Origin of the sequence: Sorangium sp. So ce381 (assembly GCF_051473845.1) — a bacterium.
Lineage (GTDB): Bacteria > Myxococcota_A > Polyangia > Polyangiales > Polyangiaceae > Sorangium > Sorangium atrum.
Genome location: NZ_CP150336.1, coordinates 3,508,781 through 3,534,491 on the forward strand (window position 1 = coordinate 3,508,781; position 25,711 = coordinate 3,534,491).

The 25,711-nt window shown below is 72.5% G+C and carries 19 protein-coding genes; 8 read left to right on the plus strand and 11 right to left on the minus strand.

What is annotated here, in order from left to right:
• Window positions 1-65 precede the first annotated feature (65 nt).
• The 6 genes from WMF29_RS13360 (at window position 66) to WMF29_RS13385 (ending at window position 8,759) form a co-directional block, all read left to right on the plus strand.
• Entirely contained in the window at window positions 66-1,016 is a 951-nt protein-coding gene (locus WMF29_RS13360; protein ID WP_437329193.1) for a glycosyltransferase family 2 protein, read from the plus strand.
• Between the two features lie 41 nt (window positions 1,017-1,057).
• The gene (locus WMF29_RS13365; RefSeq protein WP_437329194.1) at window positions 1,058-1,783 is read left to right on the plus strand and encodes a class I SAM-dependent methyltransferase; all 726 of its coding nucleotides are present in this window, start codon (window positions 1,058-1,060) and stop codon (window positions 1,781-1,783) included.
• Between the two features lie 291 nt (window positions 1,784-2,074).
• Window positions 2,075-4,912, plus strand: coding sequence for a cation-translocating P-type ATPase (locus tag WMF29_RS13370; RefSeq protein WP_437329195.1), 2,838 nt, complete (start codon window positions 2,075-2,077; stop codon window positions 4,910-4,912).
• A gap of 166 nt (window positions 4,913-5,078) precedes the next feature.
• Entirely contained in the window at window positions 5,079-6,197 is a 1,119-nt protein-coding gene (wecB, locus tag WMF29_RS13375) for a non-hydrolyzing UDP-N-acetylglucosamine 2-epimerase (protein WP_272103344.1), read from the plus strand.
• 280 nt (window positions 6,198-6,477) lie between these two features.
• The gene (locus tag WMF29_RS13380) at window positions 6,478-7,098 is read left to right on the plus strand and encodes a pilin (RefSeq protein ID WP_437329196.1); all 621 of its coding nucleotides are present in this window, start codon (window positions 6,478-6,480) and stop codon (window positions 7,096-7,098) included.
• 11 nt (window positions 7,099-7,109) lie between these two features.
• Complete coding sequence (locus WMF29_RS13385) at window positions 7,110-8,759, plus strand: pentapeptide repeat-containing protein (RefSeq protein WP_437329197.1); 1,650 nt, start codon at window positions 7,110-7,112, stop codon at window positions 8,757-8,759.
• 111 nt (window positions 8,760-8,870) lie between these two features.
• Here the strand turns inward: WMF29_RS13385 and ptsP are convergent, their stop codons facing one another.
• The 3 genes from ptsP to dhaK are packed head-to-tail and all read right to left on the minus strand — an operon-like array spanning window position 8,871 to window position 12,979.
• A complete protein-coding gene (gene ptsP / locus WMF29_RS13390; RefSeq protein WP_437329198.1) occupies window positions 8,871-11,318 on the minus strand; it encodes a phosphoenolpyruvate--protein phosphotransferase in 2,448 nt (815 codons plus the stop codon).
• Entirely contained in the window at window positions 11,315-11,974 is a 660-nt protein-coding gene (dhaL, locus tag WMF29_RS13395) for a dihydroxyacetone kinase subunit DhaL (RefSeq protein ID WP_437329199.1), read from the minus strand. The genes ptsP and dhaL overlap by 4 nt, the downstream gene beginning before the upstream one ends.
• A 3-nt stretch (window positions 11,975-11,977) precedes the next feature.
• Window positions 11,978-12,979 (minus strand): dihydroxyacetone kinase subunit DhaK, encoded by a 1,002-nt coding sequence (dhaK, locus tag WMF29_RS13400; protein WP_437329200.1) that lies wholly within the window; start codon window positions 12,977-12,979, stop codon window positions 11,978-11,980.
• A gap of 107 nt (window positions 12,980-13,086) precedes the next feature.
• Here dhaK and WMF29_RS13405 point away from each other — a divergent pair, with 107 nt between their 5' ends.
• Complete coding sequence (locus WMF29_RS13405; protein WP_437329201.1) at window positions 13,087-13,830, plus strand: YqjF family protein; 744 nt, start codon at window positions 13,087-13,089, stop codon at window positions 13,828-13,830.
• A 131-nt stretch (window positions 13,831-13,961) separates the two neighbouring features.
• Here the strand turns inward: WMF29_RS13405 and WMF29_RS13410 are convergent, their stop codons facing one another.
• On the minus strand, window positions 13,962-14,918 hold the full coding sequence (locus WMF29_RS13410) for a YheT family hydrolase (RefSeq protein ID WP_272103355.1): 957 nt from the start codon (window positions 14,916-14,918) through the stop codon (window positions 13,962-13,964).
• A 47-nt stretch (window positions 14,919-14,965) separates the two neighbouring features.
• Window positions 14,966-16,759, minus strand: coding sequence for an MXAN_6577-like cysteine-rich protein (locus WMF29_RS13415; protein WP_437329202.1), 1,794 nt, complete (start codon window positions 16,757-16,759; stop codon window positions 14,966-14,968).
• Between the two features lie 323 nt (window positions 16,760-17,082).
• Here WMF29_RS13415 and WMF29_RS13420 point away from each other — a divergent pair, with 323 nt between their 5' ends.
• Window positions 17,083-18,489: a POT family MFS transporter gene (locus tag WMF29_RS13420; protein WP_437329203.1), complete on the plus strand. Its 1,407-nt coding sequence runs from the start codon at window positions 17,083-17,085 to the stop codon at window positions 18,487-18,489.
• 14 nt (window positions 18,490-18,503) lie between these two features.
• Here the strand turns inward: WMF29_RS13420 and WMF29_RS13425 are convergent, their stop codons facing one another.
• The 6 genes from WMF29_RS13425 to WMF29_RS13450 form a co-directional block, all read right to left on the minus strand.
• Window positions 18,504-19,880 (minus strand): hemolysin family protein, encoded by a 1,377-nt coding sequence (locus tag WMF29_RS13425; protein ID WP_437329204.1) that lies wholly within the window; start codon window positions 19,878-19,880, stop codon window positions 18,504-18,506.
• Between the two features lie 195 nt (window positions 19,881-20,075).
• A complete protein-coding gene (locus tag WMF29_RS13430) occupies window positions 20,076-21,143 on the minus strand; it encodes a 3-deoxy-7-phosphoheptulonate synthase (protein ID WP_272103361.1) in 1,068 nt (355 codons plus the stop codon).
• Window positions 21,144-21,388: 245 nt separating this feature from the next.
• Complete coding sequence (locus tag WMF29_RS13435) at window positions 21,389-22,153, minus strand: RNA polymerase sigma factor (protein ID WP_437329205.1); 765 nt, start codon at window positions 22,151-22,153, stop codon at window positions 21,389-21,391.
• A 357-nt stretch (window positions 22,154-22,510) separates the two neighbouring features.
• Window positions 22,511-23,767: an RNA polymerase sigma factor gene (locus WMF29_RS13440; RefSeq protein WP_437329206.1), complete on the minus strand. Its 1,257-nt coding sequence runs from the start codon at window positions 23,765-23,767 to the stop codon at window positions 22,511-22,513.
• A gap of 97 nt (window positions 23,768-23,864) precedes the next feature.
• Window positions 23,865-24,626 (minus strand): hypothetical protein, encoded by a 762-nt coding sequence (locus WMF29_RS13445; RefSeq protein ID WP_437329207.1) that lies wholly within the window; start codon window positions 24,624-24,626, stop codon window positions 23,865-23,867.
• Between the two features lie 398 nt (window positions 24,627-25,024).
• On the minus strand, window positions 25,025-25,522 hold the full coding sequence (locus WMF29_RS13450) for a hypothetical protein (protein ID WP_437329208.1): 498 nt from the start codon (window positions 25,520-25,522) through the stop codon (window positions 25,025-25,027).
• Window positions 25,523-25,711: the final 189 nt, after the last annotated feature.

Sequence of the window (25,711 nt, forward strand, 5' to 3'; positions counted from 1 at the left end):
TCCCCGGGCGGCGCCCGCTCGACATCCTTGCCTGCGCGGCGGCCCCCGTGGCATGCGAGCCCGCGATGCCTGACCATCTTCTCCAGGATCGAGCGGGGCTCCCCGAGGCTGAGCGCGCCCTTCAGGAGGCGTGGCGCGCGAAGTACGCGCCCGAGGTGAAGGAGCTCATCGTGCGGCGCGAGGTCCCGTCGCCGAAGCTGACGCTGATCGTCATCTCCTACAAGGCGAAGGACTACCTGATCGAGTGCCTCCAGCACGCGCGCGGCCAGACGGCCGCGCTCGACGTGCCGTTCGAGATCCTGCTCGCGGACAGCGGCGGCATCGAGCACCTGCGGCCGCGCTCGGCCCCGCTCGTCGACGTCGAGCTGCGCCTCACCGACGGCATCCCGCTGAACGCCGCGCGCAACGCCGCCATCGCCTGGGCGCGGGGCGAGTACGTCGCGTTCATCGACGACGACGGGCTGATCGCGCCGACGTTCGTCGAGGTCGTCTGCCGCGTCTTCCAGGACCCCCGCATCGCGGCGATGCGCGGCCGGATCATCCCCAAGGAGCACCCCTATTTCTGCACGCTCGCGGGGCACTACGACCGCGGCGACGATGTCGTCGACGACGTCCTCGCGACCGAGGGGCACATGGCGATCCGGCGCGGCGTCTACCTCTCGACCGGGGGCTTTCCCGATCAGTTCTACGGCGCCGAGGGGGTCTACCTCGTCTACCGGATCGCGAAGGACTTCCCCGATCTGCGGGTCGTCTACGTGCCCGATCTCCTGATGCGGCACGACTACTTCGACAGCTGGGAGAACTTCATCTGGAAGACGCGCAAGTACCGGCGCATCCGGCGCGAGGTGGGCGGCATGGAGCCGGACCCCGAGTTCCTGCGCTACCTCGACGCGTACCTCGCGCGGCGGAAGCCGCACCGGCGGCTCACGGTGGAGCAAACGGTGGCGCTCGGGCTGCTCAAGGCGGTGCGCTGGGGGGTCCAGCGCCTGCCGGCGTGGGCCGTGGGGCAGCCTTGATGGACAGGCAGGCGGCGCGCGCGGGGGAGGGAGGCGGACCGATGGCTGAAGAGGGCGGCTTCGAGCGGGATCTCGCGGCGATCAACCGGCACTACACCGAGCGCTTCCTGCCCGCGAACCCCTGGGCGAGCCTGCTCAACGCCCACCCGTACCTCGTCGCGCGGCAGCGCCAGCGCCGCCTGCGCGATGCGCTCGTCGCGTGCGGCGTGCGCACGCCCGAGGCGCTGCGCGAGATGTCGGTGCTCGACGTGGGCTGCGGGTCGGGATCCAACCTGGCGTGGCTGGTCGAGCTCGGCGCGGATCCGACGCGCCTCACCGGCATCGATCTCGTCGCGCAGCGCACGGAGGTCGCGCGCTCTCGCTTCGCTGGCATCCGCTTCGTCGCGGGCGACTTCCTGACGGCCGACGTCGGGGGCCCGTTCGACGTGGTGATGATGTTCGCCGTCCTGTCGTCGGTGACCAACGCGGAGCTCAAGCGAGGCCTGATGGACAAGGCGCTCCGCCTGCTCCGGCCGGGCGGCATCTTCTTTTTTTACGACGTCGTGTCGCGGCGGCCCGTCCCCGGCACCGCCGACTACCAGCGCCTCACGTTCGCGGAGCTCGAGGGGTATTTCGCCCCCCGCGCGCTGCACGTCTTTCGCAGGGACATCCTCCGGCGCGACGTCGCCGACCGGCTCGTGCGGCGCTTCGGCGTGACGGTGGCCGAGCTCGTCCAGGCGACGCGGCTGCTCAACATCGACGGCACCTTCGCGTACGCGCGCGGTTAGGCCACCAGCAGGCGCCGCGAGCCCGCGCCCCTCTCCGACGTGTCGCCGGACGGGCGGGGCGAGCGTCGTGGGGCAAAATTCCCCGCCGGGGTGAAAAGGTCCCGCCGGCAGCCTGTCCGCGCAGCCACCCAGGGTGCTGAACAGCCCGGCTCCGCTCCGGCGCGGTCTGGCATGAGACGTGCCGAATGACGGGGGAAACCACGCGCCAGCCACGTGAAGACCACGTGATGAGCAGCTACAGCCGGTCGGATCAGCGCGCACAGCGCGGCTGCCGCCGCAGGAGATGACTCCATGTCCCAACGCGTCCTCCCCCCGTCGGCCGCGATCGCCTGGCACAGCCTGCCTGTCCCCGATGTGCTCTCCAGGATCGAGAGCGCCGAGGCCGGCCTCGCGGGCGACGAGGCCGCCCGGCGGCTCAAGGACGTCGGGCCCAACGTGATCCAGCGCGCGAAGGGCGACGGCCCGCTCAAGCTGCTCTTCCGTCAGATCAACGACCCGCTCATCTACGTGCTGCTCGCGTCGGCGGCCCTCGCGATGGCCATGGGCGAGGCGATCGACGGGTCGGTCGTGCTGGCGGTCGTGGTGCTCAACACGGCGATCGGCTTCGTCCAGGAGCTCCGCGCGGGCAAGGCGATCGAGGCGCTCGTCGACATGGTGCCCCAGACGGCCACGGTCGTGCGCGGCGGCCAGCGGAGCGTGATCCCCGCCGCCGACGTGGTCCCCGGCGACGTGGTGGTGCTCGACGCCGGCGACAAGGTCCCCGCCGACGCCCGGCTGCTCTCGGTGAAGAACCTCCACGTGGACGAGTCGGCGCTCACCGGGGAGTCGGTGCCATCGGACAAACACGTCGCGGCGGTCCCCGAGGACGCCGGCGTCGGCGACCGCAAGAACCTCGCCTTCGGCGGGACGCTCGTGACCAGCGGCGCGGCCACCGCGGTGGTCGTCGCCACGGGCGCCGCGACCGAGCTCGGCCGCATCTCCTCGATGCTCCACGAGGCGACCGAGATCGAGACGCCGCTCACGCGCTCGATGGCCAAGGTCGGCCGCGTGCTGACCATCGCGATCGTCGCCGTCGCGCTGCTCATCGTCGGGGTCGCGCTGCTCCGGGGCTACCCGCCGGTCGACGCGATGCTCGCGGGCATCTCGCTCGCGGTCGCCGCGATCCCGGAGGGGCTGCCCGCGATCATCACCATCTCGCTCGCCATCGGCGTGCAGCGGATGGCGCGGCGCCGCGCGGTGATCCGGAAGCTGCCCGCGGTCGAGACGCTGGGCAGCACGGGCGTCATCTGCTCGGACAAGACAGGAACGCTGACGCGGAACGAGATGACGGTCCGGGCCCTGTGGACGCCCGCGGCCGGCGCGCAAGGGGAGGCGGCGCTCGAGCAGGCCGGAGCGGCGCTCGAGGTGACCGGCGTCGGCTACGCGCCCGAGGGCGAGCTCCGACGCGACGGCGCGCCGGTCGGCGAGGTGCCCGAGGCGGTGCGCGCGCTGCTCCGCGCGGGGCTGCTCTGCAACGACGCCCGCATGACGCGCGAGGCGGACGCCTGCGGCATCGAGGGCGACCCGACCGAGGGCGCGCTCGTCGTCGCGGCCCAGAAGCTCGGCGTGGACGTCGAGGGGACGCGGCGGGAGCACCCCCGCGTCGATGTCGTCCCGTTCTCCTCGGAGCGGCAGCTCATGGCGACGCTCCACGAGGCCCCCGGCGGAGACCGGGTGATCTTCATGAAGGGGGCGCCCGAGGCGGTGCTCGGCCGCGCCGCGCTCGGCGAGGCGGGGCGGGCCCAGGTGATGGCGCAGGTCGAGCGGATGGCGGCGCAGGGCATGCGCGTGCTCGCCGTGGCCTCGCGGCCGGCGGGCCGCGACGCGGCCTCGCTCGACGAGGCGCACCTCCCGGAGGGGTTCGAGCTCCTCGGCCTGGAGGGGATGATCGACCCGCCGCGGCCCGAGGCGATCGACGCGATCAAGGCGTGCCACGCGGCCGGGATCACCGTGAAGATGATCACCGGCGACCACCTGGCGACCGCGCGGGCGATCGGCGGGCAGCTCGGGCTCGTGCCCGACGGGGCGCGCGCGATGAACGGCACCGAGCTCTCGCGGCTCTCGGAAGGCGAGCTGCGCGCGGCGGCGACGTCCACGCACGTGTTCGCGCGCGTCGCGCCGGAGCACAAGCTCCGCCTGGTCAAGGCGCTGCAAGCCGAGGGGAGGGTCGTCGCGATGACCGGCGACGGCGTGAACGACGCGCCGGCGCTCAAGCAGGCGGACATCGGCGTGGCCATGGGGATCACGGGGACCGCGGTGTCGAAGGAGTCCGCCGACGTCGTGCTGACGGACGACAACTTCGCGAGCATCCGGGCGGCGGTCGAGGAGGGGCGCCGCGTCTATGACAACCTGGTCAAGGCGCTCGCGTTCGTGCTTCCGACGAACCTGGGCGAGGCGCTGATCCTGCTCGTGGCGGTGATGAGCTTCCCGATCGTCGGGGGCGCGCCGCTCATGCCGATCACGGCCGTCCAGATCCTCTGGGTCAACCTGGTGGCCACGGTGGCGCTCTCCCTGCCGCTCGCGTTCGAGGCGATGGAGAAGGACGTGATGAGCCGCCCGCCCCGGGATCCGAGCGAGCCGATCCTGAGCCGGTTCGTGCTCGTGCGCACGGCGATCGTCGCGGTCCTCATGACGGCCGGGGCGATCGGGCTGTTCTTTTACGAGTACTTCATGGAGGTGCGCGGCGGCGTCGTCTCGGAGATCGCTTACCGCGAGGCCCAGACCGCGGCGGTCACGACGGTCGTGCTGTTCCAGATCTTCTACGTGCTCAACTGCCGGTCGCTGCGCGATTCGATGCTGAAGATCGGGCTGTTCTCGAATCCCTGGGTCTACGTCGGGATCGGCGCGCTGCTCGCCCTGCAGCTCTGCTTCGTCTATGCGCCGTTCATGCACACGCTGTTCGGCTCGGCGCCGCTCTCGCTCGATGCGTGGGTGAAGTCGACGCTGGTGGCGATGACGATCTTGCCGGTGATGAGCGCCGAGCGGTGGTGGCGCACACGCCGGGCGCGGCGCTCGGCGCAGCGCGAGCGCAGGTCCGACGCGTCCGACGTGGGCGGCGTCGCGGGCGCGATGGTGAACCGCGGCGCGTAGGTATCGTAGGTAGTGAGGATATCGAGCGCCGGCCGCGGCGGAGGCGAGGCGAGGCGAGGCGAGGGGAGCGCGGAGGCAGGAGAGCAGAATCGAGGATCGGCCGCGCCCGCGGCTCCGTCAAAACGCTGGTGCTGCGCCGGGTACCACGGCATCATCCTCGGTCGAGATGATCTACCTCGTCGCCGCGACGCGCCCGAACTTCATGAAGCTCGCCCCCATCTGCCGCGCCCTCAAGGCGCGCCGCCTACCGATGCGGCTGCTCCACACGGGGCAGCACTTCGACACGACGATGAGCGACGTGTTCTTCCGGGACCTCGGCCTGCCCACGCCGGATCACACGCTCAAGGCAGGCGGCGGCTCGCACGCCCAGCAGACCGCGGCGGTCCTCGTCGGCGCCGAGGCCGACATGATCGAGCACCGGCCCAAGGTGGTTGTCGTCGTCGGGGACGTCACCAGCACCCTCGCAGGCGCGCTCGCGGCGTCCAAGCTCGGCATTCCTGTCGTCCACGTGGAGTCCGGGCTGCGCTCGCGCGACTGGACGATGCCCGAGGAGATCAACCGCGTCCTCACCGACCAGCTCTCCGATCTCCTGCTCACCCCCTCTCACGACGCCCACCCCAACCTGCTCGCCGAGGGCATCGCGCCCGAGCGCATCCGGTTCGTGGGCAACGTGATGATCGACTCGGTCCACTACGCCCTCAAGCGCCAGACGGACGCGCTCTCACGCTTCGGGCTCGAGCCGAAGAAGTACGCGATCGCGACGCTCCACCGCCCGGCCAACGTCGACAGCGCCGAGCGGCTCGCCGAGACGCTCGACGCGCTCGAGGCGATCGCGCAGCGCCTGCCGACGGTGTTCCCCGTCCACCCGCGCACCGTCGCCCGCGCCGAGTCGTTCGGGCTGTCGGCGCGCCTCCGCGAGACCAAGGGGCTCCGGATCATGGAGCCGCTCGGATACGACGATTTCGTGACCGTGATGGGCAATGCGCTGCTCGTCGCCACCGACTCCGGCGGCATCCAGGAAGAGACGACCGCGCTCGGGATCCCGTGCCTCACGATGCGTCAGGGCACCGAGCGGCCCATCACCGTGACGCAGGGCACGAACATCGTCGTCGGGCTCGACGCCGCGCTCATCGCGCGCGAGGTCGACGCCATCCTCGACGGCCGCGCCAAGCGAGGCTCCGTACCCGAAGGATGGGACGGCAAGACGGGCGAGCGCATCGCCGATGCGCTGGAAGCGTTCCTCGCGGGGGATCCGCCGCCCAAGACCGCTGGCCCGCGCGCCTGAGCTCACCGCCCGTCCGCGCTCGCCGCCGTTCCGGAGCGGCCGGTGCGGCGGGAGCGGCTGACGCAACTGACTCAACTGACGCAACTGACGCAACGCCGAGCGCAGGATGCACCACGCGCGCTCACCGCGCGCCACATCGCTTCTTCCGTGGCCTACGTGGGAGTCGAGCCGCCCGCGCGACCACACTCCCCACAACCCCCGACCAAACAGCGTTCCATGGGACAGAGCGCTCTGGGTTGTGCTTGTTTATCGATGAACAGCCCCGGTATATAGTTGTATCGTGGCAAGAAATTTTCGACCTGGCGTGGAGTGGGCGGCTCGATGGCGAGGTCAACGAGGTTTCTCGCTCGTCGAGGTGATGGTCGCGGGCGGGGTCGTGACGATCCTGGCCGCCTTGGCGACCCAGGGGGTGTCCAAGTACCTCGTGTTCGCCAAATCGGCCGAGGCCAAGCAGACGATCGGCGGCATCGCCAGGGCCGTCGTCGGTTCGGCCGAGCGCCTCCAGGCGATGTCGGGCACCACGGCGATCCAGCCGCTGTGCAGCGATGCGGTCACGGTGCCCAACGGGTTCTCTCGTGTCCAGGGGAAGAAGTATCAGCCCGACCCCAGCCCGGGTGTTGACTACAACACCGGCAGCCCGACCGTGGGCTGGAAGTGCCTTGGGTTCGCGATCACCCAGCCCCAGTCGTACCAGTATCGATATCGACTCGGCGGCTCTCCCATGCCCGTCTCCGTCAACCATTTTCCGGCGGACGTGCCGGAGGATCGCAGGTGGGCCGCCTATGCACGAGGCGACCTCGACGGGGACGGCACGCACGCGTGGTTCGCGCTGGACGGCTACATGAAGGACGGGCAGGTGGTGTTCGCCAGCACGATCGGCACCATCGACCCGGATGAGTAGGCGGCGCCGCGATGGACACCGCAGCTCTCCACACGCTCTTCGGTGCCCTGTCGTCGCGTCGCGGCGGCGATAGCACCGCGATCGAGCTCCCGGGCGCGGACCTCGCGGCCGCGCACCTGCGCTGCGCCGACCTCCAGGGCGCGAACCTCGCGGGCGCGCGCCTCGACGGGGCCAAGCTCACCGGCGCGAACCTCGGGGGGGCGCGGCTCGACGCCGCGTCGCTCGTCAACGCCGACCTCACCGGGGCCGACCTGCGCTGGGCCGATCTCTCGGGGGCGCTGCTCGGCGGGGCGCTGCTCGCGGCCGCGGACCTGCGCGGGGCCAAGCTCCCGCGCTCGTTCTCCTCGGCGGGCTCGCTCGTGGGCGCGCGCGTCGATCCGTCGGCGTGCGCGCGCTCCGGCTTCGACGAGGAGGCCATCCTGGCGCTGGCGAGCGCGGGCGCGTCGTTCGACGACATCGCGTCGTTCCCTTCGCCGCTGCGCGACGCCCTCGCGAGCGCCGACGCGGTCCCCGAGAGCGCGGAGCGGAGCCGTCTCCCCGCGGCGCCGGACTCGCGGCGGATGGAAGCAGCGCCGGACTCGCGGCGGATGGAAGCAGCGCCGGACTCGCGGCGGATGGAAGCAGCGCCGGACTCGCGGCGGATGGAAGCAGCGCCGGACTCGCGGCGGATGGAGGCAGCGCCGGACTCGCGGCGGATGGAGGCGGCGCCGGACTCGCGGCGGATGGAGGCGGCGCCGGACTCGCGACGGATGGAGGCGGCGTGGTCATCGCAACGGATCTCGGCGCCACCCGAGTCGCAGCGGATACCCGAGTCGCAGCGGATATCCATCGCGACCGACGGGCCTCGCCAGGGCGTGGCCGCCAGCGCCTCGCGCCGCGCTGCCGGTGAGCGCGAGGCTCCGCCGGTCCGCCGCCCCGGCCTGTCCGGCGGCCCTCGGAGAGCGCCAGACTCGCCCTTGCTCGCGCGGTCGACCGAGCTGCGCCTCGCGCTCGCCGGCGGCGCATTGCTCCTCGTCCTCGCGGCCGCCGTCGCTCTGGCGAAGATCCCTCCGCACGGCCTCCTCGCGGTAGCGCACGCCGGCAGCGTGCTGGGCGCGGCGCTCATGACGTTCGCGCTGCCTCTCTTCGGTACCGAGCGCGACGCCGCGCGCTCCCTGGGCGCCCGCCTCGTGCTCGCCGCGCTCGCCGCGACGCTCGTCTACGGCCTCGATCCGTCGCGCCTCGCGGTCTTCCGGCTGCGCGCCACGCTCGCCTCGGGCGACGCCGCGCAACGGTCCGCCGCCGTACGCCTCCTCGCGCGGAGCGGTCACCGCAGCTTCGAGGGGCTGGATCTGTCGGGGCTCGATCTCTCCCGGGCCGATCTCACCCAGACCAGCTTCCGGAACGCGCGCCTCGCGGGGGCGGATCTCTCGAACGCCGCGCTGATGGAGTCGACCTTCGGGAGCGCCGATCTGACCGCTGCCAACCTCCGAGGTGCCGACCTCACCGGGAGCGACGCCGAACAGGCGATCGGCTGGGAGCTCGCGGCGTGCGATGCGGCGACGGAGCTGCCCGACGACAGCGCGTGCCTGCTGGGACACCCGGTGCGGGCAAGCCAGCCCTCGGGCGACGCCGCCGCGCGCTCCGCGCACGAGGGCGCCCCGCCGGCGGGGGCGCTGTAACGTCGGCGATCGACGGTCGCGGCCAGGATCGCCCTGGAGGTCGGGCGCCGGGCCGGCCAGACGTCTGGCTGTCCGTCGCCGGGCTCTGGCTGCTCGGTCACGGCAGCGACGTCAGCCCGGACGCCGCGCCGCCGCGCGGGCTGCGCGCGCCGCCGCAGCGTCGTCGACCGCCAGCGCCTCCTCGGCGATGGCGGCGAGATCGGCGAACGAGGCACCTGCGAGCGCGTCCTCCACCGCGTCGAACGCGGAGGCGCACATGCTGAGGCGCGTGATCCCGAGCCCGACGAGGAGCGGCGCGACGCCGGGATCGCCGGCGGCCTCGCCGCACACAGAGACCGGCCGCCTCGCGGCGTGCCCCGCCTCCACGACCCCGCGCACGAGCCGCAGCACGGCCGGGTGCGCCGGATCCGCGAGCGCGTGCAGCCGCGGGTGACCGCGCTCGGCCGCCAGCGTGTGCTGCGTCAGGTCGTTGGTCCCTATGCTGAAGAAGTCCGCCAGGCGCGCGAGGCGCTCCGCCATGAGCGCCGCCGACGGCACCTCGACCATGATGCCCGTGGCCACGGGCCAGCGGTGCGCCGCGCCCGTCGCCGCGAGCGTCTCGTGCGCGCGCTCCAGCGCGGCGCGCACGGCGCTCACCTCCGCGGCGGTCGAGACCATCGGGACCAGCACCCGGACGTCATGGCCGCGCCCCGCGACGAGGATCGCGCGGAGCTGTGCCTCGAGCAGCGCCGGCCGCGCGAGGGAGAGGCGGACGCCGCGGACGCCCAGGCTGGGGTTCGCCTCGGCGTCGAGCTCGAGGTACGGCAGCGGCTTGTCGCCGCCGACGTCGAGCGTGCGGACCACGATCGGAGCGCCGGCGAACGCCGCGAAGATCTCCGCGAGCAGCTCCGCCTGCTCGTCCTCGCCGGGCTCGTCCACGCGGTCCAGGAACAGCATCTCGGTGCGCAGGAGCCCGATCCCGACGGCGCCGGCCGCGCGCGCGGCGCGCGCGTCCGAGGGGCCGGCCACGTTCGCCCAGAGCTCGATCTCGCGGCCGCAGGCGAGGCGCAACCGGCCGTCCCGGGCGCCTGGCGGCCGCCGTGACGCGCGGAGGGCCGCCTGCCGCCGCTCGAGCTCGATCGTGGTCTCGGGATCCGGGTCGAGCCACACCTCGCCGGTCGCGCCGTCGAGGCCGGCGCGCGCGCCGCCCGTGTCCGGCACCAGCGCCGCCGCCCCGGCGACCGCGGGGATGCCGGCGCTCCGCAGCAGGATGGCGGCGTGCGAGGTGGGACCGCCGCGCCGGTCGATGACGCCGAGCACCCGCCCCGGTTCGAGCCGCGCGGCCTCCGACGGCGTGAGGTCCTCGGCCACGACGACGGCCGGCGGGCCTTCGGGCAGCACCGCCGCGGCGCCGCCGAGCAGGGCGCGCACCACGGCGTCGCCCACGTCGTGGACGTCGGCCTCGCGCGCCCGCAGGTACGGGTCGTCGAGCTGGCGGTAGATCGCGGCCGCAGCGTCGATCGCCTGGCGGAAGGCCCAGGCGGCGTTGCAGCGCTCCCGCTCGATGCGCCCGATCGCCTCGTCGACGAGCGCCGGGTCGCAGAGCAGCGCTTGATGCGCGTCGAGGATGTCGGTGCCGCGCAGCGCGCTGCCGAGGTCCTGCGCTGCCAGGTCGAGCGCCCGCCGCAGCCGCTCGGCCTCGGCCACAGGATCGTCGACCGTTGTCTCGGGGACCTCGGGGACGGACCGCACCAGCCGGACCATCGGGCCGAGCGCGATGCCGGGCGCGACGGGGATCGCGTGGCACGACGCGGGGGGCGCCGTATGCGCGGCCGCCGGCGCGTCGCGCTGCAGGAGCGCAGCGAGCGCCTCGACGGCCTCGCGCGCCTGCCGGCCGGTCGCGCGCAGGCGCAGCACGTCGCCCCGGCGCGCGCCGAGGGAGGCGAGCGCGATCAGGCTCGAGGCCGGCACCGGACCGCGCGCGGCCGTCACGTTCTCCAGGGTGATCGCCGCGTCGAAGGCCGCCGCGCGCGTGATGAGCCGCGCGGCAGGGCGGGCGTGGAGGCCGCTCGGATCGGCGATCGCCAGCTCGACCGTCGCGGCCGGCGCGGTCGCGTCGGTCGCGGCACCGGCCGCCGCCGCGGGGCGCTCCGCCTCGCCGAGATGCTCGGCCTTCGGAGCGAGCGCCTGCCGCGCCTCCGCGGCGACCTGATCGAGCGTGCCGCCCGCCGCCGCCCGCACGGCGGCCGCGATCGCCCCTTCCACGATCGGCCCGCCGGAGAGGCGCGTGCGCGCGGCGACGGCCGGATCGACGAGCTCGAGCGCCGTCTCGGCGCTCAGGATCGCGCCGCCGATGTCCATCAGCACGACGGCGCCGGCCGGCCCGCAGACGCGCTCGATCGTCGCGGCGATCGCGGTCGCGTCGGTGCCGAGCTCGGCGCCGCCGTCGCCCGCGCCCGCCGCGCAGGCGATGGCGACCGCGTCGCCGGTCATCTGGCGGGCCAGCGCCTCGGTGGCCTCGGCGAGCTCTCGGCTGTGCGAGACCAGGACGAGCCCGACGCGGCCCGCCGCCCCGCTCATGCGCCTGCCGTCGCGGCCAGGCTCCGCAGCAAGAGCGAACACGACGTGGCGCCGGGGTCCTGGTGCCCAGCGCTGCGCTCGCCGAGGTAGCTCGCCCGGCCCTTGCGAGCGATGAGCGGCACGGTCGCGAGCGCGCCGGCCTGCGCCGCCTCGGCGGCGCGGGCGAGCCCGTCCATGAGCGGGGAGCGCGCCGGCTCGCCCGTGGGCGCCGGCGCGCTCAGCGCGGCCTTGAGCGCGTCGACGGCAGGGGAGAGCGCGTCGACCATCGTCTTGTCGCCGGGCGATGCCTTGCCTCGCCGCTTCACGCCGTCGAGGCCCGCCTCGAGGCACCCGGCCAGGGCCGCGAGGTCGAGCGCCTCGGCGCCGGCCGCCCGCTGGCCCGCGTCGCGGAACAGCGTGCCGTAGAGCGGGCCGCTCGCCCCGCCGACGGTCGACAGCAAGATCATCCCGACGCCCTTCAGCAGCGCGCCGACGTCGCCTTGATCGAGGCCGCCGAGCCGGGCGCGCACCGCCGTGAAGCCGCGCGCCATGTTGACGCCGTGGTCGCTGTCGCCGATCGCCGCGTCGAGCTCGGTCAGGAGGGCCTTCTCGCGCTCCATGACGTCGGCCGCGCGCTCGATCCACGCCGCGATGTGCGCGCCGGTCAAGGCGTCCATGGCTCAGGTCCCCCAGCGCAGCGCCGGCGTGTGCACGGGCGCGTCCCACCAGCGGAGCATCTCGTCGTCGAGCTTGAGCAGGGTCGCCGACGCGCCGGCCATCTCGAGCGACGTAATGTACGACCCCACGAGGCTGCGCGCGACCTTGAGGCCGCGGCCCTGCGCGATCGCGCGCGCCTTGCGGTACACGACGTAGAGCTCGAGGAGCGGCGTCCCGCCCATGCCGTTGACGAACAGCAGAACGTCGTCGCCCGGCTCGAACGGCAGGTCGTCGAGGATCGGCTGCATCAAGATCTCGGCCACCCGGTCGGCCGGCTCCAGCTTGGCCCGCCGCCGGCCGGGCTCGCCGTGGATGCCGATGCCGACCTCCATCTCGTCCGGGCCGAGCTCGAACGACGGCTTGCCGGCGTGCGGCACCGTGCAGGCGGAGAGCGCGACCCCCATGCTTCGGCCGCGCGCGTTGACCCGTCGACCGAGCGCCGCCACCTCCTCGAGCGGGCGGCCCGCCTCGGCGGCGCCGCCGCAGATCTTCTCGACAAGGACGGTCGTCCCCACGCCGCGCCGTCCGGCAGTGTACAGGCTGTCCTCGACCGCCACGTCGTCGTTCACGAGCACGCCCTCCACCGGGATTCCCGCCTCGCGCGCGAGCTCGGCGGCCATCTCGAAGTTCATCACGTCGCCGGTGTAGTTCTTGATGATGTGGAGCACGCCGGCGTCGCCGTCGACTGCCCGCGTCGCCTCGAAGATCTGGTCGGGCGTCGGGCTCGTGAACACGGCGCCGGGGCAGGCGGCGTCGAGCATGCCGCGCCCGACGAACCCGGCGTGCAGCGGCTCGTGCCCGCTGCCGCCGCCGGAGAGCAGCGCGACCTTGCCCTTGCCCTTCGCCTCCGCGCGCGTGACGAAGCGCGGCGCTGCGTTCACCCGGAGGAGCTCGGCGTGAGCGAGCGCCATGCCTTCGAGCGCCTCATCGACGAGATCGTCCGGCGCATTGATGAGCTTCTTCATCCTGCCTCCGCTCCGTGCCCGTTCGGCTCCGCGCGCAGGATATCCCCATGCCATTGCCCGCCGCGAGAGGAGATCTTCTGACCGCGCCGTCCTATGCTGAGGTCGCCGTGGATCGAATCGCCCCCACGCTCCGCCCCCCTGGCCGTCCTGCGGGCTTCCAGCGCTGGAGAGAGCTGCTCTTCCTGCACTGGGAGACGCCGATCGCCGCGCTCCGCGCCGTCGTGCCGCCTGCGCTCGAACTCGACACCTTCGAGGGCAAGGCCTACGTCGGCGTCGTCGCCTTCACCATGCGCGACGTCAGCCCCTGGTGGTCGCCGAGCGTGCCGGGGATCTCGAACTTCCACGAGCTCAACGTCCGCACCTACGTTCACCAGGAGGGGCGAGCGCCGGGCGTCTGGTTCTTCAGCCTGGACGCGGCCAAGGCGATCGCGGTCGTAGCGGCCCGGGTCGGCTGGCACCTGCCGTATCACTACGCCTCGATGGATCTCGAATCGAGGGACGGGGAGGTCCGTTACCGCAGCGCGCGGCGCTGGCCGGGCCCCGTGCCTGCGCGCTTCGAGGCGCGCTATCGCGTCGGCGCGGCGATCGACGGCGGCGCCGCGGCGCCGGGGACCTTCGAGCACTTCCTGGCCGAGCGCTACCTGCTGTTCGCCGCGAGCGGCGACGCGCTCAGGATCGGGCAGGTGCACCACGCGCCCTATCCGCTCCACCGGGCCGAGGTGACCCACGTCGAGGAGAGCGTCGTCGCCGCGGCCGGCCTGCCCGCCCCGACGGGGGCGCCGCACGTGCTCTACAGCCCAGGCGTGGACGTCGACGTCTATGCGCTGACGCCGACCGCTCCGCGCGGGTGACGCCGCCGCGCCGCGCGGGTGACGCCGCCGCGCCGCGGCCGCGCGGTGATATCCGATCGCGCTCCCGCGCCCCGATGCCCCGGGGCGCCGAGCCAGCGAGCCGCGGGCACGGCCGCGGCGACTCCTGCGCGTCAATGCCTCGTGAGCCAGTGGATGACCTGGGATTCGAGGCCCGGCGCCGCCCCGAACCCGAGGCTCAGCGTCCGCGGGAAGCCCACGTGCCCGCCGTGCCGGAGCCACTGCACGTCGAGCAGCGGCGAGCGCGGGTGGGCCTCGATCGCCGGCCGCACCGTGTCGAGCGGCACCATCGGGTCGGCCTCCGCCGCGACGATCAGCGACGGGACGGCGATGTCGCGGAGGCGCGGGGCGGCGCTCTCGCTCGCATAGTAGGCCTCCACGCTCTCATAGCCGAAGCGCCGCGTCATGATGCGCCGGTCCCATTCGCGGATCGTGCGAATGGCGAGCGCCTCGTCGAGGGGCACGGGCACGGCGCGGCGCGAGGCGACGGCGGTGTACATCTCCTTCAACCCGGACATCACGTGCCTGCGGTACACCCACCGCTCGGGCTGGTCGATCGCGGCGACGGATCGCTCCAGGTCGAGCGGCGGGCAGACGGCCGCCACGGCGTGGACGCGCCCGTCGAGCGAGCCCGAGGCCGCGTAACGGAGGGCGATATGCCCGCCGAGCGAGTAGCCGAGGACGAGCACGCGCTCGTACCGGTCGAGCTCGGGGGAGGTGATGGCGGCGTGGAGATCGGAGAACAGGCCAGCGTGGTAGATGTCGTCTCCGTCGCCCCCGGCGCCGCGCAGGTTGACGCGCAGGCAGGCGAGCCCGGCGCGCTCGGCCCTCAGAGCGGCCTCGACCATATAATAACTCTCGCTCGTACCGCCGAGCCCGTGGACGACGACGAGGATCGAGCTCGCGCCTTCTCGGTGGCGGATCCTGCCGAGCAACCGGACGGGCCCGGCAGGAGTCTCATCGACGTGGACCGCGAAGGGGGAAGACGGAGCGAGCCGCGGGGCGCGAATCTGATGCTTGAGCCAGGGAGCGACCGTCCAGAAGTGGCCGTGGAGGATGCGCTGCATCATCCCGTTCGTAACACGGGCGACGCAGCGTTTCTATTTCACGCGCTCGCTCAGCGACACACGACCTCCGACGAGCCGCTGCAATCGTTCCGGCACACGTCGCAGAGGGCGCACTGGAGCATCGCTTCGTAGAGGGCCGCGCTGGCCGGGTCTACCGTCCTGCAGGCCTCCTTGCAGGCGGCCGTGTCGCACGTACGGAAGCAGCTCACGTACTCCAGGCACGGGGTGCTTTCCGTGCACGCCGAGAGCGCGTCGGCGCAGCTGGTCTCGAGCGCGCACCGGACGCACCCCGAGCTGCCGTCGCCGCAGGTGCCCGAGCCGTCGCATACCGGCGGCGGGACGGCCCGCTTCACGTTGAGCGTGAACGCGCCGTCGCTGGTGTCGGTCGAGCCGTCCACCACGACCACGACGGTCTGACCGGCCGCGAGCGTCACCGTGACCTCCGACTGATCGACCCGCGTGTCGTCGTTGCACGCGAGCTGAGCCCCCCTGCAGGTCGCGTCGTGCACGTGGAGCATCGTGTCGAACGCCGAGCCGAACGTATCGAAGGTGTAGTCGCCGGCGACGGGCGCCGTGAACGCGTACCCCGCGTCGGGGCTGCCCGACGCGCGGCAGGCCGTCGTCACGGTCGGCTGCACGCTGTTGGGCCGGCCGACCGTGCTGCCGGTGATCGTCTGCGGCACCGACGAGGCGAGGGTGCCCGCCGGGCAGCTCGGCGCGCTCGCCCGCGTCACGTTCAGCTCGAAGGTGCCCGCCTGGCCCTCCGCGCCGTCGACCACGATGTAGACGGTCTGGCCCATGGCCAGGTCGGCCGTGATGACCGCGCTCGGGTCGGCGCTGCACGCGATCTCGGAGCAGCCCGTCGCGTCGAGGAGGGCGAGGACGACGCTGTAGCCGGAGTTCGTGCTGTCGAACGAGTAGACGCCCGCGGTCGCGGCGGTGAACGAGTAGATGCGCTCGCTCGAGCTCGTGGCGGAGCACGTCGGGGAATACGTGTTCGGCAGGCCCGCGGTCGTGCCGTTCACGATCTGCGGCACGGCGCTGCCGAGGTCGTGGCCCGGGCTCACCGTGCACGCGCACGCCCCGGCCTGGCAGACCTGCGTGTCGTTGCACGCGGCGCCGCACTCGCCGCAATGCTCGGCGTTGGTCTGGAGGTCGACGCAGACGTCGACGCCGGCGCAGGCCGTGAGCCCGGAGCCGCAGCCGTCCTCGCACTCGCCGGCGACGCAGGTCTGGTCGTCCGTGCACGCGGTGCCGCACTCGCCGCAGTTCCCGGCGTCGTTCCGGAGGTTGACGCAGGCGCCGTCGCAGTCGGTGAGCCCCTGCGAGCACTCGCCGTCCTGGCACTCGCCCGACTCGCAGGTCTGGTCGTCCGTGCACGCGGCGCCGCACTCGCCGCAGTTGCTCGGATCGGACGAGACGTCGACGCACGAGCCGCCGCAGTCGGTGCGCCCCGTCGGGCAGCCGCCCTGGTCCTGGCACGCGCCGGCCTGGCATGTCTGCCCTTCCTCGCAGGCGTTGTTACAGCGGCCGCAGTTCGCCTCGTCGCTCTGGGTGTCGACGCAGCTGTCGCCGCACGCCGCGAGGCCGTCGTCGCACGCGGCCACGCACTCGCCGTCGCGGCAGGTCTGAGCGTCGCCGCACGCCACGCCGCACGCGCCGCAGTGGCTCGTGCTCGTGCCCGTGTTGATACAGATGCCGTCGCACTCCGTCTCCGGCGCGACGCACGCGCTCGTGCTGGGGCCGCCGTCCGAACACGATGCCACGGCGGAGAGCGCCGCCGCGGCGAGCCAGAGCAGGGTATACGTCGGCGCGAGCCTGAAGCGCGATTTGAGCTTTTCCATGAACCTTCCCTCGGCAGGGTTGCCGACGACGGGGGTCGTAACGCGGAGCTACCGGGAGGATACGACGATGGCCTTCCAGGATGTCAATGCTTGCAGCCTGAATCCCGCGCGCAGATCGTCGATCCTCGTCGGTGCGCGCGCGCGCCGTTTTGCCACCGTCGTACACCTTGACCACAGGGTGCGCTGCTCGGGCCGGCCTAGCCTCGCGCGGCTAGGCTGATGAGCCAGCCAGCGCCGGCGCGCTCCGGAGGGGAGGGAGGCAGCGCGGATTGCCCTGGCGCGGGAGGCGGTCTACGCATGGATGGCGCGCGCGAGGGCCCGCCATGACGCCAACCGCTCCGAGCACCGACCGATTTCCCCCTCAGATCAAGTACATCATCGGAAACGAGGGGTGCGAGCGCTTCAGCTTTTACGGGATGAAGAACATCTTAACGTTCTTCATGATCAACACCCTGTTGATCCACGAACACGTGGCCAAGGCCAATTACCACCTGTTCGTGAGCGCCTGCTACTTCTTCCCGCTCCTCGGTGGATTCCTGTCCGACCGCTTCCTCGGGAAGTACCGGACGATCCTCTGGCTCTCGCTCGTCTATTGCGCGGGGCACGCCTGCCTCGCCATCTTCGAGGCCCGCCCGGCCGGCTTCTACGTGGGGCTCGCGCTCATCGCCCTCGGCTCGGGCGGCATCAAGCCCTGCGTCTCGGCGCACGTCGGTGACCAGTTCTCCGAGGAGAACAAGCACCTCGTCAAGAGCGTGTTCGCCCTCTTTTACTGGATCATCAACTTCGGCTCGTTCTTCGCGTCGGCGCTGATCCCGAAGACGCTGGAGTGGTGGGGGCCGAGGGTGGCGTTCGGGATCCCGGGCGCGCTCATGTTCATCGCGACGCTCGTGTTCTGGATGGGGCGCGACCGGTATGTCCACGTGCCGCCGACCGGCAAGAACCCGCACTCGTTCCTTCGCGTCCTCTGGGACGCAGCCCGGGTCGGGCGCGACGCGCGCGCCGGCGCCGCGCGCGGGCACTTCCTCGATGCGGCGCGCGGCAGGCACCCGGAGCGCGCGATCGACGGCGCCAAGGCCGTCCTGCGGGTGATGACGATCTTCGCCCCCATTCCGGTGTTCTGGGCGCTGTTCGATCAGAAGGGGTCGACCTGGATCGTCCAGGCGACCCGCATGGATCTCGAGGTCCTCGGCCACAAGCTCGCTCCGTCGCAGCTCATGGCGCTGAACCCGCTCCTCGTGATGCTGATCATCCCCTTCAACACGATGATCCTCTACCCCGCCCTCGAGCGGCGCGGCGTCCGCCTCACGGCGCTCGGCCGCATGACGGCCGGCATGGCGATCACGGGGCTCTCGTTCGTCGCGGTCGCCGCCATCGAGCTCGCCATGACCTCGGGTGAGCGCCCGAGCGTGCTCTGGCAGGCCGGGCCGTACCTGCTCATCACGTTCGCCGAGGTGCTGGTGTCCACCACGGGCCTCGAGTTCGCCTACTCCCAGGCGCCGCGGGAGATGAAGAGCACCATCATGAGCTTCTGGAACCTCACCGTGACGGTCGGCAACCTGATCACCGCCGGCGTCGCGGCGCTCAACGTCTTCACGGGCGCGCTCCAATACCTCTTCTTCGCGGCGCTCATCCTGATCGCGGCCGTCGTCTTCGGCCTCCTCGCCCGGCGCTACGTGGTGGTCGACTACTTCCAGCGGAGGCCCGCGGGCGCGCCCGTCCCTGCGTCCTGACGCGCCGCGCCGGCTCAGCCCTCGCCGCGCGGTTCCTCGTCCTCGGGCTCGCTCGCGAGCGCGGGCGGGATGCGGACCCGCACCGTGCGGATCTGCCGGGGGCTCGCGTCCACGATGTGGAGCTCCGCCCCGTCCGGGGTCGTCACGACGTCGCCGGGCGCCGGGATGCGCCGGGCGAGCCCCAGGCAGAGCCCCGCGACCGTCGACCAGCGGACGTCGTCCGGCAGCGCGATCGCGAGCTGCCGGCAGACCTCGTGGACCGGCATGTCGCCGGGCACGAGCGCCGACCCGTCCGGCTCGCGCCGGATCGTCTCTGCGTGGGGCGGGTGCGCCTCGTTCTCGGCGAAGATCTCGCCGACGAGCTCCTCGACGAGGTCCTCCATCGTGATGATGCCGATCATGCCGCCCTGCTCGTCCACGACCACGGCGAGCTGGAGCCGGCGCCGCTTCAGCTCGGCGAGGAGATCGACGGCCGGCATCGACCCGACCACGAAGTACGCCGGGCGCAGGATGCTCTCCAGCGAGAACTGGCCGTCGCCCCACAGGAGCGCGAGCACCTCGGGCATCGTGACGTAGCCGATCACGTTGTCGTTCGACCCCTCGTAGACAGGCATCCGCGTGTGGCCGTGCTCCAGCACCGCGCGCTGGACCTCCTGGGCGGCGGCGTCGCGCGGGAGGGCCACGACGCGGCCGCGGGGGAGCATCACCTGGAGCGCGGTGAGCCAGGCGAAATCGATGGCGCGGGACGCGATCTCGCCGGCGCGCTTGTCGACCGAGCCCGCCTCGGCGGCCTCGTCGACGATCTGCTGGATCTCCTCGGGGGAGAGGCGCGCCTCGACGAAGTTCGTGCGGTCGCCGAAGAGCCTCAGCACCAGGTTGGAGCTGGCGGTGAGCAGCCAGACGAGCGGGCGGGCCAGCGACGACAGCCCGCGGAGCGGCGGGCCGACGAGCATCGCGTACCGCTCGGAAGCGCGGAGCGCGAGCGACTTCGGGACGAGCTCGCCGAGGACGAGCGACAGGAAGGACACGAGCGCGACCACCGCGGCGAACGCCAGCTCGTCCGCCGCGTCCCCGATCCACGGCGCCGCGCGGAGCACCGGCGCGAGGTCCTTCGCGAGGGTCGACCCGCCGAAGGCGCTCGCGGTCGCGCCCACGACGGTGATGCCGATCTGCACGGTGGCGAGGAAGCGCTCCGGGTTGCCCCGCAGGCGCTTCACCGCGCGCGCCCGGCGGCTCCCCGACTGGACGAGCTGGTCGAGCCGCGTCTTGCGGACCGTGACGACCGCGATCTCGGCGCCCGAGAAGACGCCGTTCACGAGCACCAGGGCCAGGATGATGAGGATTTCCGAGAGAATGGCAGCTCCCTCCGCGGCTTTCCCGGGTGCAGGCATAGCGTGTCGCTCGCCCGCACGGCAGTGGCGCCGGGCCCGCGGCGCACGAAACCCCGGCGGCCGTGGCTGCAGCGTGCCGCGGGTCGTGGATTGCGTTTATGATGAAATTTTCTGAGGGATCCGCCACACACGGTGGCCGCGGCGCGGTCACGCGCGGCCGCCGTCACGCGCGGCCGCAGGCGCCGCGCGGAGGGCTCACGCCGCCTTGCTGGCTCGCCGGTCCCGCACCGCCTGTGCGAGCAGCTCGAGCACCGGAACGGTGTCGTTCCAGCCGAGGCAGGCGTCGGTGATGCTCTGGCCGTAGATGGGCAGCTTGCCCGGCGCGAGATCCTGCCGGCCTCCCACGAGGTGGCTCTCGATCATCACGCCGAGGATGTCCCGCGAGCCGGAGCGCAGCTGGTCGGCCAGGCTCTCGGCCACCGTCCTCTGGCGCGCCGGATCCTTCTGGCTGTTGCCGTGGCTGCAGTCGACCATCAGCCGGCGCGGCAGGCCCGCCTTGGTCAGGCGGTCGGCCGCCTCGCGGACGTGCTCGGCCGCGTAGTTGGGGCCGCGCTGCGAGCCGCGCAGGATCACGTGACACGACGCGTTGCCGCGCGTCGCCACGATCGCCGAGATTCCCTGCTTCGTCACGGAGAGGAAATGGTGCGCCTCGCGCGCGGCTCGCACCGCGTCGACCGCGATCTGGACGTCGCCCTCGGTGCTGTTCTTGAAGCCCACGGGGCACGACAGCCCGGAGGCGAGCTCGCGGTGGATCTGGCTCTCGGTCGTGCGCGCGCCGATCGCGCCCCAGGAGATGAAATCGGCGATGAACTGCGGCGAGATCGTGTCCAGGAACTCGCTCCCGCTCGCGAGCCCGAGCTCGGCGATGTCGCGGAGCAGCCCGCGGGCGACGCGGAGCCCCTTGTTGATCGAGAAGCTCCCGTCGAGGTCGGGATCGTTGATCAACCCCTTCCAGCCGACCGTGGTGCGCGGCTTCTCGAAGTACACGCGCATGATCACGAGCAGATCGTCGCTCAGCCGGTCGCGCGCCTCCCGGAGCCGCGCGGCGTACTCCAGGGCGGCCTTGGGGTCGTGGATGGAGCAGGGGCCCACCACCACGATGATCCGGTCGTCGTCGCCCGAGATCACGCGCTCGGCGGCCTTGCGCGTGAAGGCCACGGTCTCGGAGGCCGCGGGGCTGACGGGGATCTCTTCGATAAGGATCGCCGGGGGGATCAAGGGCCTGAGCCCTGCAATACGAAGGTCGTCGGTCGAGTAGTACATCGTTGAGGCTCCAGCATAGCGGACGACATACGCCCCGACTACCCGCGCGTGGCCCGGAGGCACTTTCTGGTCGTTGTACGGCGCCCCGTACTCCCTTACGGCTTGCGGTCGGCCTGAAGATCTGTCTCGCCATGCGCGGGCGGGCCATCGAACCACGCGGGGACGCCGGATCCGGGCCGACGCCGGCGCTCGCGCGAGCGCTGGCCCGACCGCGCTGGCGGCCTCCGCCGGCCATCCAACCTTATCTATGCGCGCGCTGGCGAGTGCGCCCGGTCCCCGCCCGGCCGCGGCAGGAACGGCGCGCCCTTCGGCTGCGCATGGCAGGGCGCCGCGGGCCGGTTCGCGCCCGCTGTGGTCGAGCGGACGGGTCGCTCTGCCAGCGCCGTCCGGCGTGGCGTGTTCGCCGATCGTGCGCCTTTCGCCGAGCGCGCCGCCGCCTCGGCGACGTTGCTCGCCGTCGGCTGCGGCGGTCGTTGATGCCTGCGCTCCGCGCGGGGCTCCTCGATCAGCGCACGCAGGGACGCGAGCGCGCGCGTGCGCCACTTGTACGCCGTCGACAGCGGGATCCCGTGTTGTTCGGCGACCGTCGCCATCGGCACGCCTTCGATGTCGTGCTGGATCAGGATCCGCTGCTCCTCGGCCTGCAGCGACCTGAGCCGCGAGAGGATGAGGGAGCGCGTCTGCTCTGCGTCGATCTGCTCCTCGGCGTTCGGGCGCTCGTCGGCGACGCGGCGCGGGGCGTGGCCGGAGGACAGCTCCTCGCGCCGGTGGTGCGCGCGGTCGCGGTAGTGGGCGGCCACGTGGACCGTGATCCTGTTGAGCCACCGCTCCGGTCGCGCGCGGAGCGGGTCGTAGGAAGGGAAGCTCTGGTATCCGGCGAGGAACACATCCTGGAGGATGTCTCGCCGATCGCGGCGTGGGACCCCGAGCCGCCTAAGCCAGTTCCATACGGAATCGTAGGTCTTCCCCCGAAAGAGCCGGACGAAGGCCCGCTGTCTATCCAGCGGCATCGACGGTGCGAGAGTGCGATGCGGTTGTCCCATGCTCGCTTAATTAGGAGGAGCAGATCTCCCATCTCAAAAAAAAGCCATCAGCTCTGAAAAATGATCTTCTGTGCGCGCGCGATCCCCTGCAGCTCACCCTCAATCGCCAAGGACGGGAGAGCAGCGCTCGGCGGCGGTTGGGCGGGATCGTATCCTGTGCAGGGGAGCAGCACTGAAGTCGGGGGGGCTGAACGGGGGAATCGCTCTCGACCGGCTCTCGGCTGCGCGTGCTGCGGGGGCTCAGAGAGACGGGAGGTGGAGAGAGGCCAGGGCTCGACTCTTGGTGTCCTCGGCGGTTCGAATCCTCGCCATCCGAGCAGTGCTCTACAGAAGCGGGCGGGGCCCGGCGGCAGCCGTCCTCGCGCGGAGCGCGCGGAGCGCCACGTTCCTCTCGGCGGTGAGGCGGCCAGCAGGGAACCTCATTCGGTGCTCGATCAGGAGGCTCTTTGCCTCTTCATAATGGCCGCTCGACAACGCCGTCATCGCGCCGTCGATGAGGGTGCGCTCCGCGGCGATCTCCTGATCGTTCGACGCCCCGGACGCTCCTGCGGGAGGGAAGGTCGCTCTGCCAGCCGGACGGGGCGCGGACTTCTGGGCGAGCGGCGCCGCGCTGGTCGCTCGCGGGCTCCCGGCGCCCGCGATCCCGCCGCCTTGCAGGGCGCCCGCCGCTGCAGCTGCGCCGGGCGCCGTCGGCAGCGCGGCCGGGGACAGCGGCGGCAGCGCGGCCGGGGACGGCGGCAACGCTTCCGGGGGCGGCGGCGTCCGGATGGCCGCCACGGCGAGCCCGCTCGCGGCGCGCTGTCCGGCGGCTGTCGGGGTCGAGGCGGCGCGCAGCGCGCCCAGGGTGAGCGCGATGACGGCGGCGGCGCTCGCCAGCGGGACTGCGATGCTCGCTGCGAGATGGAGCGAGCCTGCCCGCGTCGGCGTGCCGGCCTCGATCGGGAGCCTCCACGGAGAGAACAACCCGCGGGCGCCGCGGCACAGCCGCGCGAGCAACGTCGGCGCGCCCTCGCGTCCCGTGCGCGCCTCCTGGACGAGCGCGCCGGCGCTGAAGGGGATGAACGCGAGCCCGCGGCCGCGCTGCCGCGCCTGCCAGCGACGCATGGCCGCCTCGATGTCCACCCAGGCGAGCCGGTGCCGGCTCCACGCGGTGCTCAGGGGAATCGAGAGCTGCTGGGCGATCTCGGCCATGTCGATCTCCTCGAGCTCATGGGCGACGAACACGCAGCGGCGCTCCATGGGCAGCTCCTGGAGCAGCTTGTGGAGCACGCAGCGCCGGTCTCTCGCGATGGCGTGCTGCTCGGAGTCGGGGGTGACGTCAGGCAGCGCCGCGAGATCGTCGAACGGCCGGAGGCGCTCGTGGCGGCGGTGGGCCCGTCGGAAATGGTTCGACGCCTGGTGGGTCGCGATGCCCATGAGCCACGACCGCACGGTGCCCCTGCTGGGATCGAACCGCGGCAGCGCACGGTAGGCGCCGGCGAGGACCTCCTGGGCGACGTCCTCGATGTCCTGCGCGCGAACCCCGAGGCGGGCGAGGTAGCGGGCGATGAACGAGAAGTGCTCGTCGGCGATCTCCGCCATGCGGGCGTGGGAAGGCTCTGCGGACGTGTTTTTGCGTGACTGTGACCCCATCTCTGTTCCCCCCTCGAGCGTGGCGACGGCGTGGTCGCGAAGCTGGTCAATGCGCTGCCTCGGCACCCCGAGGGAGGGCAGCGCGCCGCGCGGGCGCCTCGCTCCGCGGATCGAGATTGACGTCCAGACGGAGCCCCACGAGCCCGCCGTAGGCGGGCGGGGTCCAGAGCACACCTTCCTGGCTCTCGACCCGGAGCTCCGAGAGGCGGAGCACGATGTCGCCATAGAACTGGATGGCGAGCCGATCGGAGATCGGCATCTCGATGCCGGCGCGCGGCCCCGTGGCGAGCCAGAGCGCCGACGTGTCGACGATCCTGGCGTCGGTGCTGGAGGTGGTCACGACGCCGACCGACACGACGGCACAAGCGAAGAGGTGACGCTGCCGCGAACACGGCATCACGTTCGCCGCCGCGAGCCAGGCCGAGATGCTCGTCGTCTCATCGAGCTGAATCGTGACGGGTAATTGAACTTGGCCTTCTATGCCGAGGAAGAAGGATGGATAGCGGAGCGCGACGTGGAGCGCCGTCCCGGCGGTCGTCTCCTGCAGGGTTCCGAACACAGCGGCCCCCGCGAGGCCGACGCTGAAGTCGGGCCACGCGCGCCGCGCGGGCGTGGCGGCAGCGGCGTCGGCTGGGGGCGGGGCAGGGGAGGGCGGCGGCGGTGGCGGGGCGGGCGGCACGTGGAGGCTCGGATCGAGCGCGACCCGGAGCGAGAGCGCCATGTTCATGACGAGCTCTTGGCAATCGTCGTGGTAGACGACCAGGTGCCGTGACCATGCGATGGATCCATCCGCGTCGTAGAGATCCATGGTGGCGTGTATCTCCCTCCCTGGTCCCCGGAAGACAAGGGCTTTGGCCTGCGCGGCCGCCTCGGGCTCCACAGGGTCATAGCCGAGCTGCCTGGCCAGCTCCTCGCGCAGGAGCCCCTCGCCCGGGCAGCGCTCGGCCCCTGGCGCGCGCCGGTACTCGAGCTGCACCGCGGCGCGGGGCGGCGCGGCCCCGGCGCGCCAGGGCCACAGCAGGGCCGCGGCCGCAGCGACGAGCGACCACGGCGCTCGGATCCTCGGTCGGTCCCGTGTTGCCGCGTCAGCCCCGGTGTCTCTTGCTGATGCTGCTGACATGGTGCTCATCGCGGCGTGGTGACCGCTTGTTCAGGCCAGGTGGTGTCGGCCGCATTCCCATCCAGGGAGCGGCCAGGGTGCCTCCCTCAGAAGGCGTCCACGGGGAGCACGAGCCCCACGCCGACCACACCGGAGAGCGGAGGGACCCGCCATACCTCTCTGTTGTTCACCCAGAGGGACGGGCGGCTGTGGTTCGTGTGCAGCTCGGCGAACCCGCGCAGCGACAGCTGCTCGGAGAAGCGCCAGTCGCCCGCGACCCGCAGGCCGACCGAGCTGACCCACGGCTGGCGAGCTTGAATGCTGACGCCGGGGTCGCTCGTGATCCGCAGCTCGCCGGCGTCGAAGACGGCGCACACCGACAGGAGCCCGCGATGACCGCAGATGTCGAGCGTCGGCATCGCCAGGCTCGCATGGACCAGGACGCCGTCCGCAAAGGTATCTGCCAGGGAGGTGAACATCCGCGCCTCGACGCCGATCGACAGGCTGGGCCAGCGGAACGCCGTGGCGAAAGAGGCCCCTCCGCCGAGCGCGGGCATGATGCCCATTGCGAGCAGCGGTGACGCGGAGATCTCGCCGCGGAACATGTGGTCGTCCTCCTGAGTCTCCCGTCCCGATTCAGACCGAGGCGTATCCGCGTGCGCCGGGGTCGTCGCCATCGAGACAACGAACACGGCGGCACAACCGGCGCGTCGCATCGGCGTCCCGGCTAGGGCGGGATCGGTGCGGTACGGAGCGGAGTGGACACCTCGACCCGATGCACGCCGCTGCTTCCC